At 74.4% G+C, this 2808-nt stretch carries 2 protein-coding genes and 1 pseudogene; 1 reads left to right on the plus strand and 2 read right to left on the minus strand.

Annotated elements, in window-relative coordinates; genetic code table 11:
- A pseudogene (locus EBN88_RS29455) lies at positions 1-368 on the minus strand (metallophosphoesterase); the annotation flags it as partial.
- A gap of 193 nt (positions 369-561) precedes the next feature.
- Here EBN88_RS29455 and EBN88_RS29460 point away from each other — a divergent pair.
- Positions 562-1845, plus strand: a complete 1284-nt coding sequence (locus tag EBN88_RS29460) for a D-alanyl-D-alanine carboxypeptidase family protein (RefSeq protein ID WP_325052790.1) — start codon at positions 562-564, stop codon at positions 1843-1845.
- Here the strand turns inward: EBN88_RS29460 and EBN88_RS29465 are convergent.
- Positions 1733-2671: a YihY/virulence factor BrkB family protein gene (locus EBN88_RS29465; protein ID WP_122400039.1), complete on the minus strand. Its 939-nt coding sequence runs from the start codon at positions 2669-2671 to the stop codon at positions 1733-1735. The two genes, EBN88_RS29460 and EBN88_RS29465, sit on opposite strands and share 113 nt — an antisense overlap.
- Positions 2672-2808 lie beyond the last annotated feature (137 nt).

Consider the following 2808-nt stretch of genomic DNA (forward strand, 5'->3'; position numbering starts at 1 on the left):
GCCGGCTCGGGCTCCGGCGCGGCCGGCTCGGCGGCCGCCCCGCGCCGCCGGCCCCGGCGCAGCAGCGCGAAGCGCACCACCTCGCCGACCAGCAGCGCCAGCAGCAGATAGAGCAGCGCGGCCGCCCACAGGAAGCCGGGCCAGGCCAACACCCGGTGCGCGGCGAACGGCAGCCCCGCCTGCCCGCCACCCGCGGCCGCCGCCATCAGCACGGCCAACGCCCCCAGGGCCCAGCCGCCCAGCCGCCGGTAGCGGCTCCCCGGCCTGGTCACGTCCCGCACCAGGCGGCGCCACAGATACCAGTGGACGCCGCCCACTACCGCGCAGGCCACCAGAGCCATGACCACGACGGCCACGACGCTCAACACAAAGAACCCCTCCCGAAAGGCGATGGACCCCGAAGCGAGGGACCCTCACGGTCCGCACCCCAGTCCGCGTTCAAGTATGGGCGACCGGACCGGTCGCCCTCGAAGGCCGCCCGCCGGTCCACGCCCCCGCGCGTTCACCGGTTTGCGCCGCTCCGCTGGCACGGACGCCGGGCGACAGCGATAGGTTCACCGTGTGCCGTTCAATCGTTCGTCCTCTTGTCGGATCTCCGTTCGTGCGGCGGTCCTTGCTGCCGTCGGGGCACTGGCCCCGACCCTGCTGATCCCCACCCCGGCCGCCGCCGAGGACCCGCCCGCCGGTGGCGAGACCGTCGGCGGAGCCGAGCTGGCCGGCTCCGGAACGGCCGTGCACCTCGCCGACGGCGCGCCCGAGCTGCCCGACGAGCTGACCGCCAAGTCCTGGATCGTGGCGGACGCGGAGACCGGCGAGGTGTTCGCGGCGCACGCCGCGCACCGCAGGCTGCCGCCGGCGAGCACCATCAAGATGCTCTTCGCCGACACCGTGCTGCCCAAGCTGGACCGGGAGGCGACCTACCGGGCCGAGCCGGAGCACTTCACCGAGCTGGGCGCCGGCTCCAGCGCGGTCGGCGTCGCCGACGGCCAGACCTACACCGTCGAGGACCTGTGGCGCGGCGTCTTCCTCGCCTCCGGCAACGACGCGGTGTACGCGCTGACCGCGATGAACGGCGGCAAGGAGGCCACCGTCGCGGAGATGAACGAACGGGCCGCCGACCTCCAGGCGTTGGACACCCATGTGGTCAACCCGGACGGCTACGACGCGGACGGCCAGCTCTCCTCCGCCTACGACCTGACGCTCTTCGCCCGCGCCGGCCTCCAACACGCGGACTTCCGGGAGTACGCCGCCACCCCCTCGGCCGACTTCCCCGGGGAGGGCGAGGGCGAGGACCGGGAGACCTACGAGATCCAGAACACCAACCGGCTGCTGGTCGGCGCCCCCGGGCTCGACCCCTACCCCGGGATCGCCGGCGTCAAGAACGGCTACACCTCCGAGGCCGGCTACACGTTCACCGGGGTCGCCGAACGCGACGACCGGGTGCTGCTGGTGACCGTGATGGACCCGTCGGACGACGACAACCTCGCCGTCTACCGGGAGGCCGCCGCGCTGCTCGACTGGGGCTTCGCGGCCGCCGACCGGGTGGAGCCGGTGGGCGAACTGGTCAGGCCGCTCAGCGAGTTGCCCGCCGAGGGCGAGGAGGGCGAGGCGGACGGCTCCTCCTCGGGCGCGGACGGCAAGAACGCCGACGAGGCGGAACGCGACGGCCCGGCCGGCGCGGCGGGCGCCGGCGGCGACGCGGACTCGGCGAGCGGGCCGCTGGTCCTCACGATCACGGCCGGCGGCCTGGCGGTGCTTGCGGTGGCGGCGTATGTGTTCCACCGTCGTCATCCGCTGCCGGTGTCGCTTCCAACGCGTCGGCGTCGGGACGATCCGGCGGACTGACGGCGGTGGCGGTCCAGGCGCAGCACCCCAGCAGCAGCTTGGCGACCATGTTGATCCACAGCAGCAGCGCCACCGGCACCCCGAAGGCGCCGTAGATGGTGCGGCCGGCGACCTCGGTCAGATAGCCGCCCAGCAGCAGCTTCAGCAGCTCCATGCCGACCGCGCCCAGCAGACAGGCCGCCACCGTGGCGCGGCGCGGCGGGCGGACGCCGGGCAGCCAGACCAGGACGTAGAGCAGCAGCAGGAAGGTGACGCCGGTCGCGACCGCGTAGGCGCCCAGCTGCACCAGCCAGGTCAGGCCGTCCAACTCCCGGCCGGCGAGGTGGAGCAGGGACTGGCCGAGCGCGGAGACGCCCAGCGAGACCAGGGTGACCGCGCCGAGCCCGGCGAGCACCCCGACGTCCTTGGCGCGGCGCAGCACCATGTTGTCGTCGGGTTCGGCGAGGTCCCAGACGGCGCGCAGGCAGCCGCGCAGCGCGTCGATCCAGGCGGCGCCGGTGGGCAGCACCAGCAGCAGCGAGACCACGCCGATGGTGCCGGCGTGGTCGAAGAGCGCGCCGAGGTCGAGCTGTTCGGAGATGCCGGGCACCTGGTCGGCCAGCCAGGACTCGATGTCGTCCAGCCGTCGGTCGTCGAGCAGCAGGCCGCTGACGGCGGCCGTGAGGCCCAGCACGGGGAAGAGCGCGACAAAGCTGGTGAACGTGATGGCGGCGGCCAGCCGGGTCCAGTGCCGCCGGTCGAGATGCTGGTAGACGCGCCAGATCCGGCTCCGCAGGAACCAGTCCACGACCGGGCCCACCCAGGGAAGCCGTCTCAGCCGTTCCATCGGACCTCCCTCGCCCGCGGCGGGCGCGCCCGCCGCGCCCCGCGATGGGCGTGACCCTATGCGCGCCTGCCCGCGCCCGGGCCCCGCGACACCGGGATCGGGCGCCGGCGCCGGCTCGGGCGCGGACTCGGGCGCCG

The organism is Streptomyces triticirhizae, from assembly GCF_003696235.1.
In the GTDB taxonomy this organism is placed as follows: Bacteria; Actinomycetota; Actinomycetes; order Streptomycetales; family Streptomycetaceae; genus Streptomyces; species Streptomyces triticirhizae.

Bases quoted from the DNA above. Each gene is read 5' to 3' on its own strand.
- EBN88_RS29465 (WP_122400039.1), bottom strand. From the start codon at position 2,671: ATGGAACGGCTGAGACGGCTTCCCTGGGTGGGCCCGGTCGTGGACTGG.